The organism is Paenibacillus sp. JJ-223 (assembly GCF_927798175.1).
Lineage (GTDB): Bacteria > Bacillota > Bacilli > Paenibacillales > Paenibacillaceae > Paenibacillus > Paenibacillus hubeiensis.
The window spans coordinates 70,748-93,672 of record NZ_CAKMMP010000017.1; the positions used below are offsets into that span (position 1 = coordinate 70,748).

Genomic DNA, 22,925 nt, shown 5'->3' on the forward strand with positions numbered 1-22,925 from the left:
TACGAAAGGGAGTTAGTCTATGAAAGCTTTACCGTCCATTTTAACGCTGGGCAATCTGGCTTCGGGCATGCTGGCGATCATCATGGCCATTCATGGCGAATTCGCGCTGGCGGTTACGATGATTTGGGTTGCGATGTTTTTTGACCTGTTTGACGGTTTTGCCGCACGTAAACTGCATTGTGAGGGCGACTTCGGCAAAGCGCTGGATTCTCTGGCGGATGTCGTATCCTTCGGGACAGCCCCGGTGCTGATTTTATATTTGAATTCCATGGGCAGCGTGGGTGTGCTGGGCATGGCACTGACGGCATTGTTCCCGGTATGCGGTGCGCTTCGTTTGGCGCGTTACAATTGCCAGAAGACGGCAACGAACGGTTTTGTCGGCATGCCGATTACGTTTGCGGGCGGGTTGATGTCCTTTTTCGCCCTCTGGAGTCCGTATTTTACGCATGGTGTCGCTTACCTGGTTATTGTCGTTTTATCCGCACTAATGGTTAGCCAAATTCGTTTTCCATCATTGAAACAGGTGTTAGCCCCGCAAGAGAGAAGGATCTCGTGGAATCGAAGCAAGAGGTAAGGAGCGACACAGTATGGAGTTAGCAAAAGAGTTTATCGGCCAGTACGGCTACTTTGCCATTTACGGACTGCTGGCCCTTGGCGTCATCGGCATGCCAATCCCGGATGAGGTGATGATGACCTTTGTCGGTTATCTCGCCTCGATCTCGGTCTTGAATTATTCCGCATCCATCGTTGTCAGCTTTGGAGGGGCCTTTACCGGCGGGCTGCTCAGCTACACCATCGGCAAAAAAGCAGGCAGGCCCTTGGTGGAAAAGTACGGCAAATGGATCGGCGTTAACCCCAAACGTTTGATCAGGGTAGAGACCTGGTTTCAGAAATATGGATACTGGTCGATCATTCTTGGATACTTCATTCCCGGCATTCGCCATTTGATGTGCTGCTTCTCAGGAATAAGCCGTATGGCCTTGGGTAGATACGTTGTCGTATCCGGCATTGGTGCGTTCATATGGTGCGTGGTGTTTATTTCGATCGGATTTTACGTAGGCGTCATTACTTGATATGGACAAGCTGATGTATGCGGCAAGGACAAAGACCTCTTTTTATACGGAGTGGTCTTTTTTGTTTTCGGTTTATAGTTGATATAAACCTACCCGTGTGAACGCGAATCAGCTACCCAAACCCTAACGAACATGAGGCGTCTTAATTATATGTTTTAGGGGCGCTAATACTTCTAACGAACCTGAGCGTCGCTATTTGGAGTATTGGGCCAGAGAAATACATTTAACTCCCAAATAACGTGTCTAAAGTTCGTTAGAAAATGAGCCTGCACGAGAAGCAGGGAATAAGGTGTCTCAGGTTCGTAACATATAGGTACGGTACCTTTCCTGGCCGTTGGCTACTTCCAGAACCTGTTGATCCACCATACTGTGCAGAATTCGGCGCACATGCTGGTCGGTCACTCTCAAATGGGCAGCCAACTCAGCCGGCGTAAAGGGACGCAGCAAACGTCTGGCAAACCGCACGGTTTCTGCTTCGACCCAATTCAGCGCCAAGGGCGCCTCGGTCGCTGCAAATTTGCCGATAAACGCCAGCACCAGCTGTTGGCACCGTTTAGGTTCGTCCTTAATGGAGAGATACGCAATCGGTAGAAAGGTCCAACCATCTAATGTGAGCAGACAATGCCTCCAGCATAAATCCTTGAAACGGCGAACGTCCAGATCGCGGGCATGAGGTCCATATCCCTGGATTTCGATGCCCCCTTTGACACCGTTACCGGGCAGGTAGGCCAAATCGAGATATCGATAACCGTTGTGAAAGTCGCGTACCTCCCCTTCAGGCTGCAAGTGATCTGAAGCTTCGAACAGCCGGAAACCAGACATTGCGTAAAAACTCCAACGTGCCATGTTCCAGACCGTTTTCAATTCTTGTCCTCCTTCTCGGGTTGGTCTTTCCGGCCAACAACGATTGTAACCATTTCTCATAGTTTTCCTCAAAACCAATGGCCATTGAACTTGTTCAACTCCTTCATATGGTTTGGATCGTATGATGTTCTACTCCACTCTCATCTACCGTCTACGGTTGCGGCGTTCTGCACCATCGAGCGCTCGTGCCAATAAACATGAACGCAAAAAGCCGCTCCGACAATCACCTCACCCATGAAGGTAAGGATATATGTCAAAGCGGCGTGTGCTTCACGACCGGATTATATGATAGATCCAGTATAGCTGTAACAAAGCATATTGACAATAACATCGTCTCTCAGCAGAGTCCAATTGCGAATGCTTAATACGGGGGGGAAGAAGCGAAGCAGTCGCTTAAAAGTTATCCGTGAACACCGGACTGTTTAACGTCTTCTTCAATCCGATCCGTCCCTATTTTCCTCGCAAACGTCAATTTCAACAGCGGCGGCGTTACCAGAGTGGTCACAATCACCATAATGACGACGCTTGTGAAATACTGGCTGTCCAGCAGTCCGGAGGCAAGCCCCGTCGATGCGATAATCAGGGCAACCTCTCCCCGGGAAATCATGCCTGAACCGATGGCCAGCGCCGACTTCCGATCGAATCCGGTTAATAAGGCGCCTGCACCGCCCCCGAGCAGCTTCGTGACGATGGCGACGAGGCTGATGACGACGATCAGGCCGATTTGTGAACCTACACCTTCAAAAGTAACGTTAAGCCCAATGCTGACAAAGAATACGGGCACGAAGATACTGTAGGCAATGGGCTCGATTTTATGCTCTACCTCTTGTTTGAAGCCGGTTTGCGAGATGGCAATACCTGCCGCAAATGCACCGATGATTCCGGCTACGCCCATCCATTCGGCAAAGTAAGAAAAACCGAAACAAATAATCAAACCTGCCGTAATGACGGTTTCGGTGACGCGCAGCGGCGCCATCCATTTCATGACGCGCGGGACAAGGAAGACGCTTGCGGCGATGACCACCACGAAAAACAAAAGCTTTTTGCCGATCAATAACGCGATGGATACCTCTTCGGCACCTGTCCCAGTCCCCAATAGGCTCATCATGACGGCAAGCAAAACAACAACAAGCACATCGTCCACCACGGCCGCACCGAGTATCGTCGTTCCTTCGCGAGAGCCGAGCTGATTCATATCCTTCAACGTTTGCACCGAAATGCTGACCGACGTGGCGCAGAAGAGCAAGCCGAAGAACAAGGCATGCGCTTGCGTCATGCCGAAAGCAAGAGCGGAGCCATAACCTCCGATGAACGGAAGGATCACGCCTCCAACCGCAACGGCAAAGGCGGCCTTCCAGTTTTTCTTCAGCTGTTCGAGGTCTGTTTCAAGACCGGCAATGAACATCAGCAGCAGAACGCCGATTTCGGCCATGTAATGAATGAAATCGCTGTTCTCTACCCAGCCAAGCAATGCAGGCCCAAGAATCACGCCAACGATCAATTTTCCCAACACAGAGGGCTGGCCAAGACGCACCGATAAATCGCCGGCAAGTTTGGTGAATATTAAAATAAGGGCCAATACCAAAATGAATTCCATGAAATGCTCCTTCCTGCAGCGTTATTAAAATAACCTGTACCAAGGACATGCATTCATTGCGCGTTTCTCTCAAATAAAAAAAGCATGTAAAACGACGCTCAAGTGAGTGCCTCTACATGCCCTGAAAAAGACAAAGAGAAGCCCTTGGTGACAGGCTCCTCCAGTTCTAACGCTCATATGTGATTTATTCAATTATACCATATAACGATGCTAAAGGCAAAACGGCCAGTGCACCTTTGGATGGAATTCGCTAGAAAAGGGCAGATTAAATGCTGGATACCGCCTGGTTTGTTCGAAGTGTTGTCACTTAACAGTCGACAATTGGCAAGATATAATGACATAGAGCATAGATGTAGCATATGAGGAGGATTTTGCATTGGGCAAATATGATCAAGGGGACCCGAGCAAGAAGGCCAATACCCCGGCCCCGACAACGAACAAAAACTTTGCAGGCATCATTATCACGATTTCCATTCTTGCCAATGTCATTATTTTATTGCTGTTTTTTGCGCCGTCGATCGGTTACAAGGGTGACATCAACTTCGATATTACGGTGCTGCCGCGCTTCAATGCGGTGTTTAACAGTTTCACCTTCATTTTCTTGCTTGCGGCGCTGATCGCCATCATCAAGCGGAACGTGAAGCTGCACAAACGTTTTATTCTGGCCGCGTTTTCGACCACGTTATTATTCCTGGTGACGTATCTGAGCTTCCACTATCTCTCTCCAGAGACGTCCAAATATGGTGGAGAGGGTATCATTCGTTCCATTTATTTCTTCATTCTGATCACGCACAGCGTCCTTGCGGCCATTATCGTTCCGCTTGCACTCTTTACGCTGGTGTGGGGCTGGACGAACCAATTGCAGAAGCACCGCAAAATTGCCCGTTGGACGATGCCGATCTGGCTGTACGTCAGTTCCACGGGAGTCGTTGTTTACCTGATGATGGCACCTTACTATTGATGGAGAGATACATTGCCACACCAAAAGTTTAAGTCAATGAAAGATGAGGCTCGGAAGGAGGGAACGCGACGATGCACCGGATCGTTTTGATTCGTCATGGACAGAGCATGTGGAACGTCGAAAACCGGTTTACAGGCTGGACCGATGTGGATTTGACCGAGGATGGTTACGGTGAGGCCCGCAAGGCGGGAAGGATTTTGAAGCAGCAGGGCTTTGATTTCGATTGCGCGTATGCCTCTGTGTTGAAACGTTCCATCCGAACGCTGGATATCGCGCTGGACGAGATGGACCGGATGTGGATTCCGATCACCAAAACGTGGAAGCTCAACGAGCGTCATTATGGCGCTCTCCAAGGGCTCAACAAACAGGAAACCGCGCTCAAATACGGGGAAGATCAGGTTCGGGAATGGAGACGTTCCGTTCATGTTTCCCCGCCGCCCTTGGATGGTAACGATGAGCGTTATTTGCAGGATCAGGACAAATACTCCCGGCTGGGCTGCACCATTCCGCGTACCGAAAACCTGATGGACACGTCCAAGCGGGTACTGGACTATTGGGAAAATGAGATTAAACCGGCAGTGGCATCGGGCAAAAGAGTGCTGGTTTCCGCTCACGGCAATACGCTCCGCTCCTTGGTCATGCATCTGGATCAGATGTCGGAAGCGGACGTCATGGATTTGAACATTCCGACAGGCATTCCGCTCGTATATGAGCTTGATGATGATCTTCATCCGACAGGTCATTTCTACCTGACTGCGGACGGCTCCACTTATAAACACGAAGAAATGACCCATGCAGCCACGCCAACGGATTGATGGAAAAGGAACACATAACCGCAGCTTGCCCGGCAATTCGTCGGACAGGCTGCTTTTTCGTTTCGAATGAAGCGATTTTTGCAATGAACAATGTTACAATGGTTACCTGTAGAGCAACAAAGTATCCCGCTATATAAACCGCAAAAAACATACACACGTTAACGGAGAGGCAGAACCAATCTGGAGAAGCGAAGCGGTCGCCTAAAAGCTTTCTGAAAGAAAGCTGCATCGGAAGCATAGGCTTATCACCGGATTTTCCCCGTAGTAAGGGGATTCAAAAAAATCTGGGGATAACAGCGATCGGAAGATGGTACTGCACTCGCAGTGGCCTTGTGTAATTGATTAATGCAGGTTTCTATAGAAATCGAATGGGATCGAATGGTGCAAAATGAGGCAACGTATGGGAGGGAAGAACCATAATGAAGCAAAACCGATTGGGTTCATCAGAGCTGATGGTTGGAGAAATCGGCCTGGGCTGCATGTCGCTCGGAACCGAGATGGGGCCTGCGGTGGCTCTTATCCATGAAGCGTTGGATCGTGGGGTTAACCTGCTGGATACGGCGGATTTGTACGATGCCGGGCGGAACGAAGAAATCGTGGGACAGGCCATCCAGGGCCGCCGCGATCGGGTTATCGTCGCTACCAAGGTAGGCAATCGGCGTCACCCCGGGAAAGAAGGTTGGGTTTGGGATCCGTCCAAGGCTTATATCAAGTCTGCGGTTCATGAGAGCTTGAAGCGTTTGAAGACGGATTATATCGATTTGTATCAACTGCACGGAGGAACCCTCGACGATCCGATCGAAGAGACGATCGAGGCGTTCGAGGAGTTGAAGCAGGAAGGCGTAATCCGTTATTACGGCATCTCCTCCATACGCCCCAACGTGATTCGGGAATATGTGCGCAGAGCATCCATTGCGAGCGTAATGAATCAGTACAGCGTGGCAGACCGCCGTGCCGAAGAAGAAGTATTGCCCCTGCTGAAGCAGAACGGGATCAGCGTGATTGCGCGCGGCCCGGTTGCCAGCGGCGTGCTTGCCGATTCTGGGGCAACCAAAGTGGAAAAAGGGTACTTGGACTACACGCCAGCAGAGCTGCTCGCCATTCGCGAAGGACTCGCCCGGTTTGTAAGCGAACAGCGGAGCATGGCCCAGACGGCCATACGGTATGCGCTGGCTCACCCGGCAGTTGCTGCAGTCGTGCCGGGTGCAAGTTCAAGGGAACAGCTGCTGCACAACATTGCGGCAGCGGATGCAGCACCGCTTACGTCGGCCGAAATCGAAGAGATTCAAGCGATTCGTCCGGCGAATCGGTACACGCAGCATCGATGATCAACGCAGGCCTGTTTTCAATTGTAACCAAAAGAGGTACAATGAGAAGGCAGCACCCTAAAATCAGAAAAACCAATCAAGGAGTGAAGAACCTATGGAACGTATTCAAAGCGAACAACAATATCAGGAATTGATTCAAGGAGACGGCCTGACCGTCATCAAATTCGACACGACCTGGTGCCCGGATTGCAAAAACCTCGACCGTTTTATCGGTGACGTCATCGATCAGCATGCAGACAAAACGTTCTATGCCATGGATGCGGAGAAATTCCAGCCGATCGCTGAAGAAAACGGCGTACGGGGCATCCCGAGCCTGCTGGTGTTCAAGGATGGACAAAAGCTTGCTCACCTTCACAGCAAATGGGCAAAAACCCCGGCACAAATTTCCGAGTATTTGGAGACACTGGAATCCAAAGTATAAATCATGCGAGAACAAAAACCGCCTGAAAGTTACATTCAGGCGGTTTTTGTTTTTTTATTTTCCGACTCAAAAAGGCAGTTCTCGACAAGAAACGAGCTATGTTGAGATTTTGTTTAGTACGTATCTATATAATGAATAGAGTATAGACAGAATTGTGGAGTGGGAGAGACAATGATGAATAAAGTTTTTTTTCAAGAAATGCATCAGTTGAGCCATGAAGACGATCTGAGATACCGTTTGTTGATTCGAGGCATGAGGCAAATGTTGGAGGAGAGGAAGCGGAACCGCTTTAATCTGCTTCGAAGGTTGGAGTACCGCAAGTCGAGAAAGGAAGTTCAAGCCAAGAAGTGGTCGTAATTTGTCGTATACATATATTTGTAGCTATAGGAGAACAATGAAATAGCGGCCGCGTTCCGAAAGGAACGAAGGCCGCCATTTGCGTTACATCAAGATGAAGAAAAAGACTGCTGCAAGCACGAAACGATACGCCGCGAATACGGAAAGGCTCAAACGCTTCAGAACGGAAAGGAACGTTTTGATGGCCAGCATGGCTACGATGAATGCGGCGATAAAACCAACGGCAAACACCGGGAAATCCGTCGTGGCCAAATGGTCCATACTCTTGTATAGATCATAACCTGTGGCACCGAACATAATCGGCACGGATACGAGAAAGGTGAATTCGGCTGCGGCGACCCGGCTTATTCCGGCGAACAAACCGCCCGAGATGGTCGATCCGGAGCGGGAAAAGCCCGGCCACAGGGCTAAAATTTGAAATAGGCCTACAACAAATGCCTGGGTATAGGTAATATCATCGACGTCATGCGTCGTAATTCGGCGGCTGCGTTTGCTCCAAAGCTCGGCCACGATCATCAGGATCCCGCCGATAACAAGGCTGTACAAGACCGTTTGCGGTCCAAACAGGTGAGCCTTGATCCAATCCCGGAAGACCAGACCGATCACCACCGCAGGAACCATTGCCAAGAAGATGTGGAGGAGATTCAAACGATTGCCATAACTTCGCTTGCCCCCGGTGAAGCGGAACATATCGATGAATTTGTTCCAATATAACACCACTACAGCAAGCACGGCCCCGAGTTGAACCACCACCTCAAACGTTTTGACTGACTCGTTGTCCTCCGATAAGCCCAACAGGTGGGCAGTCAGAATCATGTGTCCGGTCGAGGACACGGGCAAAAACTCAGTCAAACCTTCGATAATGCCCATAATAATCGATGATAAAATATCCAATGCTCTTCCTCCTTGAAATGCAGACGACGGCATAAAGCCTGTCCTGCTTGACAATGCCAGTCCAGAAATCGCATGCTGAACCAGACTAACATCTATTATGATCAGAAACGCCTCTAACTTCAACATATGCAGGAAATTATGCAATTAAAACCATATTGACAAAAACCCAGTTATCCAATAGGATATTACTATTGACTGACTGATCAATCGGGAGGATTTCAAATGTCCAAAGTCAACCCAATGGAACCGGGCGAAGAACGCCGCGACCAGATTATTCGAATTGCCACGGAGCGTTTTGCCGTCCAGGGATACCAACAGACCAAAATATCGGATATTGTGCGCGAAGCCGGCGTCGCTCAAGGAACGTTCTATTGGCATTTCAAGAGCAAGGCAGCCATCGCAGAGGAGATCGTTCTGACCGGGCGGGAGAAACTGCTAGAGGCCATAGGCCAAGGATACCGCAAGGATGCGGGAAGCATCGAAGACATGGTGAAGGCATCCGAACGTCTGTTCATCGATTTGTTTACGTTTGCCGCAGAAAATCGTTATTTCATGGAACTGCTCTTGCGCGGCATTGTGAGAGAAGAATCGGTCAGCCATCTTGTGGAAGATACACGTGGAGCGGTGGAAAAGGCATTTCGACACAATATGGAACGTGCGATCGAACTTGGCATGCTGCCAAAGACGATGAATGTTCCCGTCAGGGCGGCGCTGCTTGTAAGCATGATTGAAGGCATGATTACACGGTGGTTATTCGGCTCCGATGAACTGCACACAGACGTAGGGCACATTAGCCCGGAAGCTCTTGCTTCCGAGGCGGCAAGTTTTGAGTTCTACGGTTTGCTCGGTTCATAGCGGGACGTATGCAGCGTTCCAAGGTTTACATGATTCAGCCGGGCAAGGGGAATAATGCTAATGTCCCGTCCCGTCACCTTTGATGGCCAAATGAACTTGGCCCAAGATCATTAACAACATGAATGAGAGGAAGTTAATCCCATGAATATTCGTACGAAATCCGATGGAATCAAACATCGCAAAGGCTGGACACTGACGACGACCCTGCTGCTGTTGACCGTGCTGGTACTTAGCGCATGTGGCAGCAAAACGTCCAACAGCGGAACCGGCAACGAGGCCAAAGCCGCCAATGAACTGGAGCAGATCAAATCGGCCGGTGTCATGAAGGTAGGCATGATGGGTACATACCCTCCGTACAACTTCTTGAACGATAAAAAGGAAATGGACGGTTTCGACGCGGATATCGCGCGCGAGGTAGCCAAACGCATCGGCGTTAAGGTCGAGTTTGTTTCCCAGGAATTCTCTGGACTGATCCCAAGCCTGCAATCCAAAAAGCTGGATGCCATCGTCAGCCAGATGACGATTACGGATGAACGCAAGAAAGCGCTGGATTTCAGCGATCCATACATTACGAACGAAGTTAAAATCATCGTGAAAAAGACGAACAACGACATCGCCAAGCTGGAGGATTTCAAAGGAAAAACGATCGGCGTCGGACTTGGCACCAACGATGAATCGTATCTGCGCAATGAAGTGCTGCCGAAAGTCGGAGACTTCACGATCAAAACCTACGATGACGTCATCACTTCCTTGAAGGATCTTGATGCAGGCCGAATCGATGCAACCATCAACAACATGTACGCCCTCAAACCGATCGTGGACGAGAACGGATTCCAGATCAAAGCGGTAGGGGAAGCGATTAAAAGCGATCAGGCCGGCATCGCGGTCCGCAAAAACAATCCGGAACTGGTAGCTGCAGTGAACGAAGCTCTGAAAGCCATGAAGGATGACGGCACGTACAAGACCATTTTCAAAAAATGGTTCGGGGAAGAGCCTGCGAAGTAAAAACATGCAGGACGAAGGGAAGTTTGATCCATGGAACTGGTATTTGAAAATATCCCCTTCTTTCTGAAGGGGGCGTATTACACGCTGTACGTCACGGTAATATCGATGTTCTTTGCCTTCTTTATCGGGATATTAGTAGCCATCGCCCGCTTGAAAGGTCCGGTGTGGCTCAGGCTGATCGCCCGCTTCTATGTATCCATCATGCGGGGAACCCCGCTGCTGGTGCAATTATTCGTCATATATTACGGGTTGGTGGATTACGGTGTCACGCTGGGATCACTCACGGCGGCTTGTCTTGCTATCAGTCTGAACGCAGGGGCCTTCCTGTCTGAAACGTTCCGGGGTGCCATTCAGGCTGTCCCTAAAGGGCAAAGCGAGGCGGCATATGCTACCGGCATGTCGAGATCCCAAACGATGTGGAGGATCGTGTTTCCGCAGGCGGTCCGCATCGCGATCCCGCCGATGGGGAATACCTTCATCGGCATGCTGAAGGAAACGTCGCTCGTGGCCGCCATCGGCGTCACCGAATTGCTTCGCTCCGCGCAGCTGCTCGTATCGCAGTACTATGTGAACATGCCGTTCTATTTGGCGATCGGCGTAATTTATTGGATAATGAGCATCGGTTTCTCGGCCATCTTGGAACAGGTGGAGCGCCGGTTGGCCCGGGCTTACTGAATGGGGGAGTACCGGTGATTAACATAACGGGATTAAGCAAGCACTTTAATCAAAATGAAGTGCTCAAAAATATTAACATGCATGTCAATGCCAAAGACATCGTCGTGCTGCTGGGACCGAGCGGCTCGGGCAAGAGCACATTGCTGCGCTGCATCAACGGCCTTGAACAGCCGACCGGCGGGCGGATCGAAGTCAGCGGCATCGTTGTGGACAGCAAGGATGCGCCGAAAACCCAGCGCGCCCGCGTGCAGGATATCCGGCGCCGTACAGGCATGGTGTTTCAGCAATTCAATCTGTACCCGCATAAAACTGTGCTTGGCAACGTCATGGAAGGGCTCGTCACGGTGAAAAAAGTGAAACGCGACGAAGCGGCCGCCCGTGCGCGCATGCTGCTGGATCGGGTAGGCCTGCTTGAGAAGCAGGATGCCTATCCTTCGCGATTGTCCGGCGGGCAGCAGCAGCGCGTGGCGATTGCCAGGGCGCTGGCGATGGAGCCGGAAGTCATGCTGTTCGACGAACCGACCTCGGCGCTTGACCCCGAGCTTGTCGGCGAAGTGTTATCCGTCATGAAGGAGCTGGCGCAGGAAGGCATGACCATGCTTGTCGTGACTCATGAATTGAAGTTCGCCCGCAACGTCGCGAACAAAATCGTGTTCATGGCCGATGGCGTCATTGTGGAAGAAGCGAACCCAAAGGATTTCTTCGAACGTCCGCAGCAGGAGCGCACGCGCCGATTTTTACAACAGATGACGGAATTTTGAATTTATTATAATAGGGAAAGAAGGACAACAACATGAACGTAACAACGGTATGGAAAGGCAAACGCGCCTTCGTCTCTGAAGGACCTTCAGGTTACCCCGTAGGTTTGGATGCCACGGCTGCATACGGCGGCGACGGAAAAGGAGCCACCCCTATGGAATTGCTGCTTGCGGGCCTGGGCGGCTGCATGGGCATCGACATCACGATGATTCTGGATGCCTTCCTCGACAAAATTTCATCCATCGAGATCGAAGCACAAGGCACGCGCAGTGAAGGCATGCCCAAAGGGTTTACGTCGATCGACCTGATTTTCCGCGTGGATGGAGATATTCCGGACTACCGGATTTGGAAAGCGATCCAAATGGCCGAAGAAAAATATTGCGCGGTCTCCGCGTCCCTCAGCGCGGACATTCATCCCATCCTCATTTTGAACGGCGTGGAAACGCCGCGCCCATAATGTGTAGGGGCAATAAATAAATGCATAACGAGGTCGCCATGGCAGTGGCGGCCTCTTTGCTTTCAGGATATGGTATGATAGTTCAGAAGGGCAGGATGGCCGTGATCCTGTACCTTATTTGTAAGCGCTTAGACCAACGAAGAAGGTGCAGAATATGCTGAGAAGGCTGATACGGATCTCCAACAATCTCAAATTGAAGCATAAATTGCTTATATCGTACGTGCTTGTCGTGATGGTTCCCGTTTTAATTATCGGACTGGCGGTGACGGCCTATTTCCGGCAGCAGGCATTGAACAATGCCATCGAGCAGACGGTAAATAACGTGGAGAAAGTGAAGACCCAAACGACGACGCTGCTGCGCGTGCCTACGGACATTTCCAACATTCTTATGTTTAACGAGGACCTGAAGGAAATCGTGAACAAACGTTATGAGAGCGTGGTCGAACTGACCAGCGCCTATCTGGCCTACAAGGATTTTCAGGAATACAAGCGCCTTTACCGCGAAGTGGCGGGCATTCGTTTCTATTCCACCAACCCGACGTTGATCAACAATCTGGAGTTTATTCCGGTGGATGAGCAGACCAGGGAGAGTTATTGGTACAAAAAGGCGTTGACCTCCACCAGCATCGGCTGGTTTTACATTCCCGACAAGGGAGACAATCCGGTGCACAAGCTCAGCCTGGTTCGAAAAGTACCTTTTCCCGAATATCGTTCGCGAGGGGTGCTGATGATCGAAATCAATCAGGACGAGCTTAATGAGCTGTTACGGCAGGAGCCTTTCGAAACGTTGATTACGGATGAGCAGGGATATGTCATCGCAGCCAAAAATACGAATTGGGTCGGCAAAACGCTCAATGAGCTCGATTTCGGCGTCGATTTGCAGAACCAGGCGAAGGGAACGCTGGAAGCCGACTTTCGGGGTGAACCGTCCAATATCGTCATTGACGAGCTCCGGCCGGGTTCGAGCATAAACAGCCTCAAGATCATTTCGGTTTTCGAAACGAAGGACATTGTGAAAGATGCGAATATGATCAGCATGATCGGCCTTATTTTCATTATCCTTGTGCTTATGATTGCCCTGTTATTGGTATACATTATTTCGTTTCTGACTTCGAATCGGCTTTTGCGGCTGAGCAAACAATTAAACAAGCTTGCGCTGGGCGATTTGAATGTGACCTCGCGCATCGACGGCAATGACGAAATCGGACAGCTGTCCCGCCAGTTCAACTACATGGTGAAGAGCATCAACGAACTGATGGTTCAGGTCGTGGAGACCACGGAGCAGAACAACCAATTGGAAATTGCCCAAAAAGAGATTAAACTTAAAATGATGGCAAGCCAGATCAATCCGCACTTTTTATTCAACGCGCTGGAGTCGATTCGCATGAAAGCGCATATTCAAGGCGAAGCGGAGATTGCCAATATCGTTCGGCTGTTGGGCAAGCTGATGCGGAAAAGCCTAGAGATCGGAAGCGGCAAAACAACCCTTCAGGCCGAGCTTGAAATGGTGCGCTCTTACCTGGAGATTCAGAAATTCAGGTACGTTGACCGCCTGGCGTTCCGGATTCACGTCGATGCGGGCTTGGAAAAGATGTACATTCCGCCATTGATCATTCAGCCTTTGGTTGAAAACGCCATCGTGCATGGCCTGGAAAATAAGGAAGGCACGGTTCATGTCGAAGTAGACATTCGCCCGGTACGGGGCATGGTTCAGGTCCGCGTACGCGATGATGGTGCCGGAATCACGGAAGAACGGTTGGCTGAGGTGTTGCAATTCGTCAGCGGGCCGGAGGAACAGGAGAAGAGCAGAATCGGTTTGAGGAACGTGCATCAGCGGCTGACGCTGACCTATGGTGAGGAGCATGGATTACAGATTTCAAGCGAGTATGGGGAAGGGACCGAAATTACGTTTACCTTGCCTGCAGGAGGGGACGAGCATGTATAGAGTGTTTTTGGTGGATGACGAACCGAGCATACGCGAAGGACTCACTACCATTATTGATTGGGAACAATACGGGTTTGAAATTGCGGGCACGGCTGGCAGCGGGAGGGAAGCCATCTCGCTTTTTCCGGAGCTCCGCCCCGATCTGACGATCATCGACATCCGCATGCCCGGCATGACCGGACTGGACGTCATTGAAGAGATCCGCAAGCAGTATCCCGAATCGCATTTCTTGATCCTGAGCGGTTATGCGGATTTCGATTATGCCAAGAAAGCAATCAGCTTCGGCGTAGACGGTTACCTGCTTAAACCGGTTGACGAAGAAGAGATGATTGCCGAATTGCAGCGTATTGCAGGGGTGTTTGAACGTGAGCGCGAAGCGTTGACCCGGCATGTCGGCGAAGATACGGCGTACCGTGAACATCAAATCGAAGCATTGCTGTTCGATCATCTCGAGGGCCGCGGGGAAGCGGACACGCTCGGGCTGCGGTGGCCGATGTACCAGATCGTGCTGTTCGAATTGCATGCGGCTCCGGACGTGCAGCGGAGCAATGCAGTGAAACGGAAACTGGTGGATGCCTTTGACCACAAGGACAGGGGGATCGTTTTTTCCTTCCATTCCGGTCTGGGATTGCTGTGCAGGGAACCGCTGACGACCGAGGAAGCGGCCAAGGGGCTGTACGAAGAATGGAGCCAACTGCTTGGAGAGTGGGAGATCCGCATGTATGCGGCCGCCGGCCAACCCGTGCATTCCGTCCATGACATGGCGTTGTCCTACGAGCAAGCCAATGCGGTGCTGAACGACCGTTTTCTGTTTGCGGAGAAAAGGGTGATGCTGTGGAGCGACGAGTTGAACCGGGGCACGTCTTTGCCTGCGGAAGAAATGAGCGCGCCCGATGAGTCTGAGCTGGCAGACAAGCTCTACTACGCGCTCGACATTCGCAGCAGCGAATCGGTTATGCGCGTATTGTCGGAGATGGAGGAGCGCATCGTTCCCTATCACCGGTCAGAACAGGCCATCAAAACGGCGTTTTCGCAAATTTTTTCCCTTGCCCTGAACAAGCTTGCTGCAGCGAACGAGCATATGCAGCCGATTATGCAGGAGCATTCCATGTTGATTACGGAAGTATACCATCAGCAAACCTTGTCCGATCTGAAAATCATGGCGGAAGGCCATCTTACCGGATTGATCGGGCGTATGGGCGGCGGCAGCAAAGATACGGTGCTGAAGCAGATGATTGATTTCATCCGGCGTAATCCCGGAGAGAATCTCAAGCTGGAAGTGTTAGCCGAAGTATTTAATTATAACAGCAGCTATTTGGGGAAATTGTTCAAAAACCACACGGGAGAGTATTTCAATGCGTTTTTGGACAAGGTGCGGATGGAAAAGGCGAAGGAATTGCTCGACGAAGGGCTGAAGGTCCATCAGGTGGCAGCCAGAGTCGGTTATGCCAATGTGGACTATTTCCACGGAAAATTCAAGAAATACGTGGGTGAGTCACCTTCGGCCTATAAACAGGCACGTTCGCAATCCAAAGGTCAATCCGGGGAGTCCGGAGGGGAATAATCGTTGTCGAATTCTCCGGACGATCCACCTTCGTCTTCATATAATAAAACGTTTTCGGTTATCTTGGTCATGATCTATATAAACATGAAAACCGCCAGCCATAAAAGGGTTGGTGGTTTTTGGTCTTGGTACATGAAATGGGGGAACGACGGATTTTCATGAAATCGTCCATCGAGAACAATGGATAAGCAATGGTGATCTTGGAAGAACCAACGTAAACTGGATGTACTTTGAAGGCCTTGAGCGAGGAGGAGAACATTGATGACCTTTTTGGAAGTGAGGACGGCCCGGCAAACGATGGATTTGAATGGCATATGGCAATTTGCGTTGGATCCCGATTCTGGCGAGCAGACTAAAGAACGGACACTGGCTTTACCTGACCTGGATTGGGGGGAGATTCAAGTTCCGGGTTCATGGGAGGAACAGGGGTATGGCGAAGCGCCAATGTACCATCGAATCGACACATGGACCAAGGTTCGGGAATATGAGGGAGCGGCTTGGTATTCGCGCGAGGTACATATCCCGGCTGATCCTGGCATGCATTATGTGCTTAGGGTTCACGGGGTTCGCTGGACGACCGATCTCTGGATCAATGGCCAGCATGCAGGCCTGCAGGAAAGCCTCGTTTGCAAGCATGCGTGGGACATTACTTCACTGGTCAAACAAGGGACCTCTAACGAAGTGGTGCTGCGCGTAGACAACACGATGAAATATCCGCTTGGCGGCAGTCATATTCATTCCCTGCATACTGCAACGGCGTGGGGCGGCGTGACGGGAGGAATATGGCTGGATGCGATGCCGCCGTACCATATCGAGAGCCTGAAGGCAGACCAGGATCCCGAACGAGGTACGATGGCGCTCCGTGGTTCATTGAACCTTCCTCATCGGCAAGTGTTTGATGAACTTAAGCTGCATGTGCGGGTTCAGCATCCTGATGGCACATGGCTAACGGAAAAAGTACATGATGTGACCACGGATATCTTAAAAGCGAATGACCGGGCGGAGCTTGCTGGTAGTTCTGTTCAGCTTCAGCCATGGGAGCTGGATCTGGGGCGGGGAAAAAAGGTGGCTCTTTGGTCGGATGTTTCTCCACAGTTGTATAAGGCGATTGTTCGCTTGCAGAGCGGAGAACAGGAGTTGGACCGGGTTGAACTGACCTTTGGTATGCGCTCCTTCGAGGCGAGCGGAACCCGGTTTCTTTTGAACGGACAGCCTGTGTTCCTGCGAGGGTACGTGGACTGCTGCATTTTCCCGCTTACAGGGTATCCGGTATGGGACAAGGAGCAATACATTTCACAGTTCCGGACGGCCAAGTCATACGGATTCAATCATGTTCGTTTGCACGGCTGGAGCGCGCCGGAACCGTTCTGGCAAGCCGCGGATGAAGAGGGGATGCTGGTGCAGGCCGAGCTCCCGCATTGGTCGAGATGGTTCGAGAATCGGGAACAGGCCGCTCCGAAAGATGTCCTCTCTTTTCTGAAGCGCGAACTGGACGGGCTGCTTGACGCTTTGCAGAAGCATCCATCGTTCGTGCTCTTTTCGCTGGGCAACGAGCTCATCGGGCCGAATGGCCATCCCGAGCTGAACGAGCTTGTAGAGCATGCCCGCAGCATGGATTCAACGCGGCTGTACACGGACAACACGGGGTTCGGGCAATTGCCGGCCCAAGGCAGAATGGCGGATTTTTATATCCAGTCGTTGAATTGGCATCCGCCGTTGGAGTCGGAATGGTCCGCTGTACCTGACACCACGCTTGATTACCGTGCGGTGACCCGGCTGTCCGATCGTCCGGTCATCGGGCATGAACACGCGCAGTTCACCATGTACGTGCGTCCTCAAGAGAAGGGTAAATACACGGGCGTTCTTCGGCCAAGCTGGCTGGAGCCGATTGAAGAATCGCTATCTCGTCAAGGGATGAAGGGAGACATTCTGGAGCGTTATCAGCAGGCAAGCGGCCGGCATTTGGTCCGTTCGCTCAAGGAGGCCATGGAACGGGTGCGCCGGACGTCGGATGCAGCAGGCTTGCAGCTGCTTGATATTCGCGATTTTCCCGGGCAGGGACATGCCACGACAGGCATCCTGGATGTGTTCTGGGAGAGCAAAGGCATGATTGAGCCCGAGGAATTCCGGCGGTGCAATGCCGGAACCGTTCTGCTGCTGGGCTGCGATCAGCGCACCTTCTTTGGCGGGGAGGCCATTCAAGCCCAGGTCAGCGTATCGCATTACGGAACGGAGCCCCTTCAGAACGTATCGGTGCAGTGGCGTTTGGTCCGCGATGGCGAAACGATAAGCGAAGGAGGATGGAGCTGCGATGACGTGGCTTGCGGATCTGTCCGATCTCTGGGAACGTTGAACGTAAATGCCCCGCGGGAGGGGGCAACCGGATTTTGCATCGAAGCGGAGATCAGGTCAACCCGTGGAGAGGTAATAGCTGCAAATGTTTGGCACGGGTGGTCATTCCCGCGGTATCAGGTCCATGAACAGAGCCACCGGATCTGGAACAGTATCAGCGAATTGCAGCCTTACCTGCTGGGGGCTCACGAAGGAAAGTTGGATGATCTGAACGGGCATCATTTGCTGCGTGAAGATCGTACCGGCCTGATCATTACGCCGTCTTTGACCCCCAATGTACTCGATGTTTTGGTCAATGGGGGAAGTGTTTGGCTCCAGACGAATGCCGAGGGTTTGTATGATGCGGTAGAGACCAAATACCTGCCCGTCTTCTGGAACTATCTTATGTTTGCCACCCAGCATGGCGCAACCATGGGACTATGCCTGCCTGATCGATTGCCATTGCTGGGAAGGTTTCCCCATGATCAAGCGTCCGACTGGCATTGGTATCATCTCATTCAGGGCACGCCAGCGATCTGTTTGGACACATTGGCAGGGGTACAGCCTTTAATTGAAGTGATCGATCACTTTCACAGGGCGAAACGGCTGGCCTACGCTTTTGAGGCCAATGTAGGCAAGGGCAAACTGCTCTTATCGACATTTCCTTTTTCCGATATTGCGATGATGAAACGTCCGGAAGCGAGCTTTCTGTTTCAAGAAATGCTTGCTTATCTGCTGGGGGACGAATTTAGGCCGGAATCGTCCATTTCGGCAGGGCAGCTGCTAGGTCTGGTGAAGCTGCAGCCCATTCGTTTCGCGTTATAGATTGAAGGAGCCTGCAAAGGCTTCTTTTTTTGCTTCCCTGCAGAAATTCCTAAAAAGGGATCAAGCCTTTCTGCTTATATAGAGACGGGAAGGGCTTCCTAATGAAATGTGGAGAGAAATACATGAATACGTGCGTTTGACTTAGCGCAGGTAAACGATTTCCAAAAACGTTTTCGTTATTTTCCGTTTCGAATCATAATTACCAAAATGTTTCATTTTATTAAATTAAAAGGCTGAATAATGACTGATTTTGCATGCAAAATGTCTCATTGACCTGGTCCATATCTAATTTTTATATGATTTTCTCTAAAATCAAGCTGGTATTTTGAAAACGCTCTATCAGGTATGATTAATCTATAAATTAGAGGAGGGGGAACGGAGATGGAAACGCTGACAAAACAATCCGCTTCCGCGAAAAAGAGCAGTGACCCCAAACCGCCCACAAATCGGCGGAATGCAATTTGGGAGAGTATCAAGCAACAAAAGTTTCTTTATCTCATGTCATTGCCATTCGTAGTTTGGGTTTTTGTATTCAACTATCTGCCACTATGGGGATGGACGATGGCTTTCCAAAATTATAAACCGGCCAGAAGTTTCTCGGAACAGCAGTGGGTTGGTTTCAAGCATTTTGCAGAGCTGTTCAGTGACGAACGATTCTATCTGGTACTTAGAAATACGCTGGCAATGAGTTTTATGGGACTGATTGTCGGTTTCGTTGTGCCGATTTTCCTTGCGATCTTGCTGAACGAACTTAAAGGCAAATTCTTTAAACGTACGGTGCAAACGGTATCATACTTGCCTCACTTTGTATCCTGGGTCGTTGTTGCAGGGATTATTACCAAAATGCTCTCGACGGACGGCGGTATTGTCAACGACATTTTGATGGGCCTGCATTTAATTGATCAACCCATCCAGTTCATGGCGAAAGGCAACCTGTTTTGGTACATTGTAACCGCTTCAGACATGTGGAAAGAAAGCGGCTGGAACGCGATCATTTACTTGGCGGCCATCACGGGGATCGACCAGGAGCTGTACGAAGCTTCCCGGGTTGACGGTGCAAACCGCTGGAGACAAATGTGGCACATTACGCTGCCTGGTATCCGGACAACCATTTCCGTATTGTTCATCATGTCCATCGGTCACTTGGTCAGCAACGGGTTCGAGAAACAGATGCTGCTGGGTAACAGCCTCGTCACCGACTATATGGAAGTCCTTGATCTATATGCGCTGAACTATGGTTTGAACTTGGGACGATTCTCATACGGTACGGCAATCGGGATATTCAACTCCGTCGTAAGTATCCTTCTCTTGTTCACGGCGAACGGATTGTTCAAAAAATTCACGAAAGAAAGCATCATGTAGGGAGGGGGAGACCATATGGCGAACAAATCATTCAATGCAACTCGTGGCGATAAACTGTTCGATCTATTCAATGTTCTCGTGCTGGCCCTGGTGCTGATCGTAACGCTCTATCCGTTCCTGAACGTACTCGCGATCTCATTGAACGATTCGATGGACACGGTGCGTGGCGGAATTTACTTATGGCCTCGGGAATTTACGCTGGAAAACTATAAAACGATTTTTCAATATGACAGCTTGCTTCAAGGTTTGCAAATCTCTATTCTCCGTACGATTGTAGGTACATTGCTCGGTTTGATCAGTTCTTCGATGATTGCCTTTACGCTCAGCAGACCTGATTTCAAATTGAGAAAATTCGTTTCTACTACGCTGGCGATTACGATGTATTTCACTGGCGGTCTGATTCCGATATACATCCTGATGCGCGACCTGCACCTGATCGGCACGTTCTGGGTTTACGTATTGCCGGGCATGATCAGTGCGTTCAACGTCTTCGTTATCCGTTCCTTCATCGACGGCCTGCCGTACGCCTTGCAGGAATCCGCGAAGCTGGACGGTGCGAATGACTTCACGATCTACTACAAAATCATCCTGCCGCTCTGTAAGCCGGTACTGGCAACGATCGCATTGTTCCTGGCTGTAGGGCAATGGAACTCATGGCTCGATACGTACCTGTACAACGGTTCGAAAGCGCATCTCACTACGCTCCAGTACGAGCTGATGAAGGTACTGCAAAGTACCCAACAAGGCTCTGGTGCAGGGCGTAATGTCAACGACTTGGCACAGCAGATGGCACAGGTTTCTCCTGAGTCCATCAAAATGGCGATTACAATCGTCGTTACGGTTCCAATCCTGATCGTGTATCCGTTCCTGCAAAGATACTTTGTGGGCGGTATGACGCTGGGTGCTGTAAAATCATAAGACTTGGTCAACACAGATATAAGAAAGTCACAGAAAATACAGAGATAAAGATAACTGTAAAGAGAAACAGTATAATAAAAAAGCTCGGGATGCCCGAAATGCCAACCTCGGTTGGCGTTTCACCGTATAGGGCTGCGGCGACGGCATCCATGAAGCTATAGACAGGGACAAAAAAGTCCCGCACAAGATAGACATATGGATTAGGGAGGAATTACCATCATGGCGAATTTCAAAATGAAAGCCGCACTGGCTCCCGTGCTTGCGATGTCTTTACTCGCAGGCTGCGGTGGCGGAGCCGGTGACAGCAGCAATGGAGCATACGAGGACACAAGCGGGGATACGTCTCCAATTACGTTCAGTTTTTTCAGCGTTGACCCAAGTTCCAACTGGAACAGTATGAAAGACGAAGTAGGCCAGGTGATCACAGAGAAAACCGGGGTTACCCTTAACGGAGAATTCGCGGTAAGCGGCGGCCAGGACAAAATTTCTTTGATGGCAGCAAGCGGAGACTATCCCGACATTGTTTCACCGAAAGGTGAACTCAGCAAGCTTGTGGATGCCGGTGCAATGATAGATCTGACGGATCTGATCGATCAATATGCTCCTAATTTGAAAAAGCTGTATGGTGATTACATGGACCGGCTGAAATACAGCAACGAAGACCAGGCCATTTATGTGCTGCCGTCGTATTACGCGGTAGATCAGCAATATTTTGACGCAGGCGGCGGTTTCGGTATTCAACACCGTGTACTGAAAGAGCTCGGTTACCCTGAAGTGAAGACACTTGAGGATTTTGAGAATGTGTTGAAAGCTTACAAAGAAAAACATCCAACCATTGATGGTCAGCCAACCATCCCGCTGTCGCTGGATGCGGACGACTGGAGAATCATGATTACCGTAACGAATCCGGCTTTCTTGTCCACAGGCGCTCCGGATGATGGAGAATATTACATCAACCCGGAAACGTATGAAGCGATGCTTCATTACAAACGTCCGGAGGAAAGAGAATACTTCCGTTGGTTGAACAAAATGTACAATGAGGGATTGCTTGATCAAGACAGCTTTGTGCAAAAAACGGACCAGTACAAATCGAAAATCGCCAGCGGCCGCGTACTTGGCGTAATCGATCAGGATTGGGGCTATGCTGATGCCAAGAACGCGCTTAAGGCGGCAGGAAAGGATGAAGCAACATATTCCCACTTCCCTGTAACGCTGTCCAGCGACATCAAGGACCATTCTTTCCAAGATCCGGGCTTTGTATCTGGCTGGGGTGTAGGAATCACCACTTCGAATCCCGATCCGGTACGTACGATCAAGTTCTTTGATTATTTGGCGTCCGAGGAAGGCCAAGTATTGATAAACTGGGGAGTTGAAGGTAAACACTATGAAGTGAAGGACGGGAAACGCGTTATCCCTGCAGATGTATTGGACCAAAAAGTAAACAATGCAGCGGCTTTCCAGAAGGAAACAGGGATCGGTCTGTACACCAACATGACGGGTCACTACGGCGATGGCGTGAAGGATTCGACAGGCAACTACTATACAACGAACTTCCCTGAACAAATCGTAGCGTCTTATTCCGATGCCGAGAAGGAAACCCTCAAGGCTTACGGTGCAACAACCTGGAAGGATCTGTTCCCGAAAGAGGATGAGTTCCCGGTTAAAGCGTGGGGCGCAGCCTACAACTTGCCGACTCCTGGCGACTCGGATTATAACGTCATCTACCAGAAGACACAGGACATTATCCGCAAACGCATTCCGGAAGCGATCCTGAGTCCGGTCGACAAGTTTGACAGTGTGTATGATACGATGCTGGCTGATTTGGAGACAGCAGGAGCTACGAAAATGGAACAACAATATACAGAGCTTATTCAAAACCGCGTAAAACTGTGGAATGGCCAGTAAGATCTTCTCGTTTG

General features: G+C 50.5%; 19 protein-coding genes and 2 pseudogenes. 18 read left to right on the top strand and 3 right to left on the bottom strand.

Annotated features, from left to right (window positions below):
* The first annotated feature begins 19 nt into the window (after nt 1–19).
* Nucleotides 20–574 (top strand): CDP-diacylglycerol--serine O-phosphatidyltransferase, encoded by a 555-nt coding sequence (pssA, locus tag L6H98_RS25455; RefSeq protein ID WP_236420487.1) that lies wholly within the window; start codon nt 20–22, stop codon nt 572–574.
* Nucleotides 575–587: 13 nt separating this feature from the next.
* On the top strand, nt 588–1,073 hold the full coding sequence (locus L6H98_RS25460) for a DedA family protein (protein ID WP_236420488.1): 486 nt from the start codon (nt 588–590) through the stop codon (nt 1,071–1,073).
* 294 nt (nt 1,074–1,367) lie between these two features.
* Here the strand turns inward: L6H98_RS25460 and L6H98_RS25465 are convergent.
* Nucleotides 1,368–2,022, bottom strand: a pseudogene (locus L6H98_RS25465) (transcriptional regulator).
* Between the two features lie 315 nt (nt 2,023–2,337).
* Nucleotides 2,338–3,534, bottom strand: coding sequence for a cation:proton antiporter (locus tag L6H98_RS25470; RefSeq protein ID WP_236420489.1), 1,197 nt, complete (start codon nt 3,532–3,534; stop codon nt 2,338–2,340).
* A gap of 376 nt (nt 3,535–3,910) precedes the next feature.
* Here L6H98_RS25470 and L6H98_RS25475 point away from each other — a divergent pair, with 376 nt between their 5' ends.
* From L6H98_RS25475 to L6H98_RS25495, 5 genes and pseudogenes are all read left to right on the top strand, one after another.
* Nucleotides 3,911–4,495, top strand: a complete 585-nt coding sequence (locus tag L6H98_RS25475; protein ID WP_236420490.1) for a DUF420 domain-containing protein — start codon at nt 3,911–3,913, stop codon at nt 4,493–4,495.
* A 71-nt stretch (nt 4,496–4,566) separates the two neighbouring features.
* Nucleotides 4,567–5,310: a 2,3-diphosphoglycerate-dependent phosphoglycerate mutase gene (gene gpmA, locus L6H98_RS25480; protein ID WP_236420491.1), complete on the top strand. Its 744-nt coding sequence runs from the start codon at nt 4,567–4,569 to the stop codon at nt 5,308–5,310.
* A 419-nt stretch (nt 5,311–5,729) separates the two neighbouring features.
* Nucleotides 5,730–6,638 (top strand): aldo/keto reductase, encoded by a 909-nt coding sequence (locus L6H98_RS25485; protein WP_236420492.1) that lies wholly within the window; start codon nt 5,730–5,732, stop codon nt 6,636–6,638.
* A 76-nt stretch (nt 6,639–6,714) separates the two neighbouring features.
* A pseudogene (locus L6H98_RS25490) lies at nt 6,715–7,059 on the top strand (thioredoxin family protein); the annotation flags it as partial.
* A 171-nt stretch (nt 7,060–7,230) separates the two neighbouring features.
* Nucleotides 7,231–7,416, top strand: coding sequence for a hypothetical protein (locus L6H98_RS25495; RefSeq protein ID WP_236420494.1), 186 nt, complete (start codon nt 7,231–7,233; stop codon nt 7,414–7,416).
* A gap of 84 nt (nt 7,417–7,500) precedes the next feature.
* Here L6H98_RS25495 and bacA read toward each other — a convergent pair whose 3' ends face one another.
* Entirely contained in the window at nt 7,501–8,343 is an 843-nt protein-coding gene (bacA, locus tag L6H98_RS25500; RefSeq protein ID WP_236420495.1) for an undecaprenyl-diphosphate phosphatase, read from the bottom strand.
* Between the two features lie 189 nt (nt 8,344–8,532).
* Here bacA and L6H98_RS25505 point away from each other — a divergent pair, with 189 nt between their 5' ends.
* The 11 genes from L6H98_RS25505 (at nt 8,533) to L6H98_RS25555 (ending at nt 22,911) form a co-directional block, all read left to right on the top strand.
* The gene (locus L6H98_RS25505) at nt 8,533–9,165 is read left to right on the top strand and encodes a TetR/AcrR family transcriptional regulator (RefSeq protein WP_236420496.1); all 633 of its coding nucleotides are present in this window, start codon (nt 8,533–8,535) and stop codon (nt 9,163–9,165) included.
* Nucleotides 9,166–9,333: 168 nt separating this feature from the next.
* Nucleotides 9,334–10,170, top strand: a complete 837-nt coding sequence (locus L6H98_RS25510) for a transporter substrate-binding domain-containing protein (protein WP_236420585.1) — start codon at nt 9,334–9,336, stop codon at nt 10,168–10,170.
* A 30-nt stretch (nt 10,171–10,200) separates the two neighbouring features.
* Nucleotides 10,201–10,845: an amino acid ABC transporter permease gene (locus tag L6H98_RS25515; RefSeq protein WP_236420497.1), complete on the top strand. Its 645-nt coding sequence runs from the start codon at nt 10,201–10,203 to the stop codon at nt 10,843–10,845.
* Nucleotides 10,846–10,859: 14 nt separating this feature from the next.
* Nucleotides 10,860–11,606: an amino acid ABC transporter ATP-binding protein gene (locus L6H98_RS25520; RefSeq protein ID WP_236420498.1), complete on the top strand. Its 747-nt coding sequence runs from the start codon at nt 10,860–10,862 to the stop codon at nt 11,604–11,606.
* 32 nt (nt 11,607–11,638) lie between these two features.
* Nucleotides 11,639–12,061, top strand: a complete 423-nt coding sequence (locus L6H98_RS25525) for an OsmC family protein (RefSeq protein ID WP_236420499.1) — start codon at nt 11,639–11,641, stop codon at nt 12,059–12,061.
* A 154-nt stretch (nt 12,062–12,215) separates the two neighbouring features.
* The gene (locus L6H98_RS25530; protein ID WP_236420500.1) at nt 12,216–14,006 is read left to right on the top strand and encodes a histidine kinase; all 1,791 of its coding nucleotides are present in this window, start codon (nt 12,216–12,218) and stop codon (nt 14,004–14,006) included.
* Complete coding sequence (locus tag L6H98_RS25535; protein ID WP_236420501.1) at nt 13,999–15,570, top strand: response regulator transcription factor; 1,572 nt, start codon at nt 13,999–14,001, stop codon at nt 15,568–15,570. Before L6H98_RS25530 ends, L6H98_RS25535 begins: the two co-directional genes overlap by 8 nt.
* A gap of 261 nt (nt 15,571–15,831) precedes the next feature.
* Complete coding sequence (locus tag L6H98_RS25540) at nt 15,832–18,726, top strand: sugar-binding domain-containing protein (RefSeq protein ID WP_236420502.1); 2,895 nt, start codon at nt 15,832–15,834, stop codon at nt 18,724–18,726.
* Nucleotides 18,727–19,107: 381 nt separating this feature from the next.
* Nucleotides 19,108–20,088: a sugar ABC transporter permease gene (locus tag L6H98_RS25545; protein WP_236420503.1), complete on the top strand. Its 981-nt coding sequence runs from the start codon at nt 19,108–19,110 to the stop codon at nt 20,086–20,088.
* Between the two features lie 15 nt (nt 20,089–20,103).
* Nucleotides 20,104–21,006 (top strand): carbohydrate ABC transporter permease, encoded by a 903-nt coding sequence (locus tag L6H98_RS25550; RefSeq protein WP_236420504.1) that lies wholly within the window; start codon nt 20,104–20,106, stop codon nt 21,004–21,006.
* Between the two features lie 219 nt (nt 21,007–21,225).
* On the top strand, nt 21,226–22,911 hold the full coding sequence (locus L6H98_RS25555; RefSeq protein WP_236420505.1) for an ABC transporter substrate-binding protein: 1,686 nt from the start codon (nt 21,226–21,228) through the stop codon (nt 22,909–22,911).
* Nucleotides 22,912–22,925: the final 14 nt, after the last annotated feature.